Source organism: Streptomyces morookaense, assembly GCF_013030945.1.
Classification (GTDB): Bacteria; Actinomycetota; Actinomycetes; order Streptomycetales; family Streptomycetaceae; genus Streptomyces; species Streptomyces morookaensis.
This window is the reverse complement of sequence record NZ_JABBXF010000160.1, coordinates 1-5,946: the sequence shown is the minus strand read 5'-3', so window position 1 is coordinate 5,946 and position 5,946 is coordinate 1. Positions and strand designations below refer to the sequence as shown.

At 71.8% G+C, this 5,946-nt stretch carries 4 protein-coding genes; 2 read left to right on the top strand and 2 right to left on the bottom strand.

All coding sequences use genetic code 11. The annotated features are described in order from the left end of the window. Positions 1 to 335 precede the first annotated feature (335 nt). Complete coding sequence (locus tag HG542_RS33755; RefSeq protein WP_171088204.1) at positions 336 to 2,348, top strand: acetoacetate--CoA ligase; 2,013 nt, start codon at positions 336 to 338, stop codon at positions 2,346 to 2,348. Between the two features lie 61 nt (positions 2,349 to 2,409). Then, entirely contained in the window at positions 2,410 to 3,297 is an 888-nt protein-coding gene (locus HG542_RS33750; RefSeq protein ID WP_229922878.1) for a DUF8829 domain-containing protein, read from the top strand. A gap of 55 nt (positions 3,298 to 3,352) precedes the next feature. On the opposite strand, the gene ptsP is transcribed toward HG542_RS33750, so the two are convergent. After that, entirely contained in the window at positions 3,353 to 5,023 is a 1,671-nt protein-coding gene (gene ptsP / locus HG542_RS33745; protein ID WP_171088202.1) for a phosphoenolpyruvate--protein phosphotransferase, read from the bottom strand. 93 nt (positions 5,024 to 5,116) lie between these two features. Beyond that, a complete protein-coding gene (locus tag HG542_RS33740) occupies positions 5,117 to 5,566 on the bottom strand; it encodes a PTS sugar transporter subunit IIA (RefSeq protein ID WP_171088201.1) in 450 nt (149 codons plus the stop codon). Between the last annotated feature and the right edge of the window lie 380 nt (positions 5,567 to 5,946).

Genomic DNA, 5,946 nt, shown 5'->3' with positions numbered 1-5,946 from the left:
CTCCCCGCCCGGCCGCGGCAGCGCCGCCGCGTCCGCCCGCCGGCGCCGCCACGCCGCGCGCAGCGACCGCATCCCCTGCGCCGAACCGACCGCCCTCACCGTCCGCACCAGGTCACGACCGTCCATGCTGCTCACCCTGCCACCGCGGCCGCCCGGACCGTGCTCCGTTCAACTGCCGTTCACCCCCTCCGGACCGGTGTCCGACGCCGTGCGCGAAACATCAACCCCTGGTGCCCGAGTCGATCACATGGCATCGTCCTGGACAGCCGCGTCGCGTGCATACCCCGCCCGTGTGCGCGCAGACGCCCACGACGCGTACAGCCGGGAGCAGCCAGATGACCACCGCACCGCAGCAGTCCGCCGACAGACCAGAGCCCCTGTGGCGCCCCGGCGAGGACCGCATCGCCCGTGCCCAGGTCACCCTCTTCCACGCCTGGGCCGCCCGCGAGCACGGTGCTCCCGCTCCCGTCCCCGGCGACCCCGCCGCGAGCTACGCGGCCCTGCACCGCTGGTCGACGGCCGAGCTGGAGCGCTTCTGGCAGGCCGTGGCCGAGTGGTGCGGCGTGCGCTTCTCCACGCCCTACGAGCGCGTCCTCGCCGACCGTGGCATGCCCGGGGCGGTCTGGTTCCCCGGCGCCACCCTCAACTACGCCGAACACGCCCTGCGCACGGCCGAGGACCCGGCCCGCGCCGACGAGCCCGCCCTGCTGCACGTGGACGAGACCCACGACCCGCAGCCCGTCACCTGGGCCGAACTCCGCCGCCAGGTCGGCTCCCTGGCCGCCGAGCTGCGCCGGCTGGGGGTCCGCCCCGGCGACCGCGTCAGCGGCTACCTGCCCAACATCCCGCACGCCGTCGTCGCCCTGCTCGCCACCGCGGCCGTCGGCGGCGTATGGACCTCCTGCGCACCGGACTTCGGCGCCCGCAGCGTCCTGGACCGCTTCCAGCAGGTCGAGCCCGTCGTCCTGTTCACCGTCGACGGCTACCACTACGGCGGCAAGCGGCACGAGCGCACCGACGTCGTCGCCGAACTGCGCGCCGAACTCCCCACCCTGCGCGCCGTGGTGCACATCCCGCTGCTCGGCACGCCCGCCCCCGAGGGCGCGCTGGAGTGGGACGACCTCACCGCCGCCGACACCGAGCCCGTCTTCGAGCAGCTGCCCTTCGACCACCCGCTCTGGGTGCTGTACTCCTCCGGCACCACCGGCCTGCCCAAGGCCATCGTCCAGTCCCAGGGCGGCATTCTGCTCGAACACCTCAAACAGCTCGCCCTGCACTGCGACCTGGGCCCCGGCGACCGGTTCTTCTGGTACACCTCCACCGGCTGGATGATGTGGAACTTCCTCGTCTCCGGCCTCCTCACCGGAACCACCGTCGTCCTCTACGACGGCAGCCCCGGCCACCCCGACACCGCCGCCCAGTGGCGCATCGCCGAACGCACCGGCACCACCCTCTTCGGCACCTCCGCCGCCTACGTGATGGCCTGCCGCAAGGCCGGCGTCCGCCCCGGGCACGACTTCGACCTCTCCCGTGTCGCCTGCGTCGCCACCACCGGCTCGCCGCTGCCGCCCGACGGGTTCCGCTGGATCCACGACGAGGTCTCCCCGGACACGTGGATCGCCTCCGTCAGCGGCGGCACCGACGTGTGCAGCTGCTTCGCGGGCGCGGTGCCGACCCTGCCCGTGTACATCGGCGAGCTCCAGGCCCCCTGCCTCGGCACCGACCTCCAGGCGTGGGACGCGCAGGGCAGGCCCGTCGTCGACGAGGTCGGCGAGCTCGTCGTCACCGCCCCCCTGCCCTCCATGCCCGTCCGCTTCTGGAACGACCCCGACGGCAGCCGCTACCGCGACAGCTACTTCGAGATGTTCCCCGGCGTCTGGCGCCACGGCGACTGGATCACCCTCACCTCGCGCGGCACCGTCGTCATCCACGGCCGCTCCGACTCCACCCTCAACCGGCAGGGCGTCCGCATGGGATCCGCCGACATCTACGAGGCCGTCGAACGCCTCCCCGAGATCCGCGAGTCCCTCGTCATCGGCGTCGAACTGCCCGACGGCGGCTACTGGATGCCCCTCTTCGTCCACCTCGCCCCCGGCGCACAACTGGACGACGCCCTCCTCGACCGCATCAAGCGCACCATCCGCGAACAGCTCTCCCCGCGCCACGTCCCCGACGAGGTCATCCAGGTGCCCGCTGTCCCGCACACCCTCACCGGCAAGCGCATCGAAGTCCCGGTCAAGCGGCTGCTACAGGGGACACCGCTGGAGAAAGCGGTCAACCCGGGCTCGGTCGACAACGTCGGACTGCTCGACTTCTACGAGGAGTTGGCACGCAAACGCCGCGGCTGAGCCCGTTGTCAGTGCCCCCGATTACGGTGAGTGAGCAAATATCACTCGCGTCGAGGGGGAGATGACGGACATGGCGCACCACGGCAAGGGCAGGGACCGACGGCTGCTGAGCAGAGAAGTCACCGGCACAGTGGCCGTTCTGGCCGACGAGCGCGACTTCGCCGCCATGAGGCGGTACGCAAGCTTCCCGCTCTTCGACGACCACGCTGCGTATCTACGGCAGATGGAAAGGCTGCTGCGCACCCGCACCGCCCGGGGCACGCACACCAGCGTCGCTCTCTTCGATCCCGTCCGGTACGAGGAGTTCTGCGCGGAGGAGCGCCTCGACCCCGACACCCCCGCCAGCCGCAACCGCTACACGGCCGAGGTCGCGGCGGCGGGCACCACGGTCGCCTACGAGGGCGAGCCCATCCGCCGCCTGCTGCCCCGCCTCGTCAACGAGACGGCGCAACAGGCCACTTGGGAGTACGCATCCGACCTCCTCGCCCGCACCGGCGACTGCACCTCCTGCGGCGAGGACGTCGGCCAGGCCGCCTTCGCCAGGGCGACCCGGGCCCTGCGCCGGATCGTCGAGGCGTTCGGAGGATGGAGCAGACACCACCACCTGGTCTGCACCGTCCCCCGCCCGGGCGGGGTCCCGCTCGTCGGCGTGCTCGATATCGATGTCGACGCGTGCGGCACGGTGGAAGTGGGCGAGGCCGACGCCCTGGTCTTCTGCACCGTCGTGGCCGCCGGCCTGACCGTGGAGCACTCGGGCGCGATCGTCCTGCGCACCCTCACCGGCGGCGCGGAGACGGTCTGCGGCTGGGGCATGGCGGACGGCGCCCTGAGACCGCTGACCGAGGGCGAGGTCTTCGCCGCCTACTGCACCGACATCGTCACGGGCGAGCCCGTGCCGCCGGAGCAGGGGGTCGTGTACAGGGAAGCACCGGAGATCGACCTGGAATGACGAAAGGGGGTGTCCCACCGAACCGGTGGGACACCCCCTCCCTCTCACGACCGGCTCACTCGCCGGACAACACCGCCTGCGCGGCGATCCGCGCCTCTTCGGCCGTGTCCGTGGCACGCGCCGCCGCAGCCGCACGCTCGCACTGCGCCAGCGTGTGCTTGGCCAGCGCGGCACGCACATACGGAATCGACGCGGCACCCATGGACAGGCTCGTCACACCCAGACCCGTCAGCACGCACGCCAGCAGCGGGTCCGAGGCGGCCTCGCCGCACACGCCGCAGCTCTTGCCCTCGGCCTTGGCGGCCTCCGCCGACACCGCGATCAGGTCGAGCAGCGCCGGCTGCCACGGGTCCTGAAGCCGGGAGACGGCACCGACCTGACGGTCCGCGGCGAAGGTGTACTGCGCAAGGTCGTTGGTCCCCAGCGAAAGGAACTCGACCTCCTGCAGGATCGAACGCGCCCGCAGCGCGGCGGACGGAATCTCCACCATCGCACCGAACTTGGCCTGCAGACCGGCCTCGCGGCACGCGTCCGCGAACGCCTTGGCGTCCGTGCGGTCGGCCACCATCGGAGCCATGACCTCGAGGTAGACCGGCAGCCCCTCGGCGGCCTTGGCCAACGCGGTCAGCTGCGTGCGCAGCACCTCCGGGTGGTCCAGCAGCGTCCGCAGACCCCGCACGCCCAGCGCGGGGTTCGGCTCGTCGGCCGGCGTCAGGAAGTCCAGCGGCTTGTCCGCACCCGCGTCCAGCACCCGCACGACCACGCGCCCCTCGGGGAACGCCTCCAGCACCTTGCGGTACGCCTCGACCTGCTTGGCCTCGGACGGCGCCTGCTTGCTGTCGTCCAGGAACAGGAACTCGGTACGGAAGAGACCGACGCCCTCGGCACCCGCCTCGACCGCCGCCGGCACATCGGCGGGACCGCCGACGTTCGCCAGCAGCGGCACCTTGTGACCGTCCGAGGTCGCACCCGGACCGGACGACGCGGCCAGCGCGGCCTTGCGCTCCTCCGCCGCCTTCGTCAGCTCGGCCCGCTTCTCCGGGCTCGGGTCGACGAAGATGTCGCCCGTGCTGCCGTCCACCGCCACGACCGTGCCCTCGGCCAGCTCGCCCGCGCCCGGCAGCGCCACCACGGCCGGAACACCGAGCGCCCGCGCCAGAATGGCGCTGTGGCTGGTCGGCCCGCCCTCCTCGGTCACGAAACCGAGCACCAGCGTCGGGTCCAGCAGCGCCGTGTCGGCGGGGGCCAGGTCGCGCGCGATGAGCACATAGGGCTCGTCGCTGTCCGGCACACCCGGCATCGGCACGCCCAGCAGGCGCGCGACGATGCGGTTGCGCACGTCGTCCAGGTCGGCCACCCGGCCCGCCAGGTACTCGCCCGCGCCGGCCAGCAGCGCACGGTAGGCGGCAAAGGCGTCGTACACCGCGCGCTCGGCAGTGCTGCCGACCGCGATGCGCCGTTCGACGTCGGCCATCAGCTCGGGGTCCTGCGCCATCATGGCCTGGGCCTCCAGCACGTGCTGGGCCTCACCACCGGCCAGGTTGCCGCGTGCAATGAGGTCGGCGGCCACAGCCTCCACGGCCTGGCGCGCGCGCCCCTGCTCGCGCTCCGCCTCCTCGGCCGGGATCTGCTTGGCCGGCGGTTCCAGAACCGCCGTGCCCATGTGCCGCACTTCGCCGATCGCCACACCGTGGCTCACGCCGACGCCTCGCAGCGTTGTCTCCATTTCACCCGTCTCCGGTTGATGCGGCGGATCCGGCCGCCGCAGTGGATGTCGTACGTGCCGTCCCCATGCCCGTGCGGGCGGGACGGAATCGGCTCACTGCCAGCTGAAGAGCTCGTCGCCGGCCTTGACGTCGCCGTCCTCGCGCACCGAGCCGAGCGAGTCGGCGGTGGCCTCGAGCGCGACGATCGGGCAGACCGGCGACTTGCCGGCCTCTTCGACCGCGACCGGGTTCCAGCGGATGACGGCCTGTCCGCGCGTCACGGTGTCGCCCTTGTTGACGAGCAGCTCGAAGCCCTCGCCGTTGAGCTGGACGGTGTCGATGCCGAGGTGCGTCAGCACGCCGTGGCCCTCAGCGTCGACGACGACGAACGCGTGGGGGTGCAGCGAGACGATGACACCGTCGACGGGAGAAACGGCCTCGCCCGGTTCGCGGACCGGGTCGACGGCGGTACCGGGGCCCACCATCGCGCCGGAGAACACCGGGTCGGGCACTGCCGCGAGTCCGATGGCGCGTCCGGCGATAGGGGACGTCACGGTGGTCATGGGAAGCCTCCCAGGGATGGAGAATCATCACGCGCCGTCACTACCTGTCCTGGACGGCGCACTGAGTCAGCAGCCTAAGTCATAGGAACTGAGGGTTCCGCACGAGCGAGAGCCCCCTCGCGCCCCCTCCGGCCCATCGCGGTCCGTAATCGATTTGCCTCGCCCCAGCGGGAGCTGTACTGTCGGATCCCTGCCCACGACCGAGGCCTGCGGACATCTGCCGGCGAGGCGAGGGCGGCACTCCATCGGACACGATCCATTCCGGATCCGCTGCTGTGTGCCTGCATGCCTTTTTGGATATGCGGAAAACGGCGGTGGTGAAGGGGCAGGAAAAGTCCTGATAGAGTCTGAATCACCGAAGGGAAGCGCCCGGAGGAAAG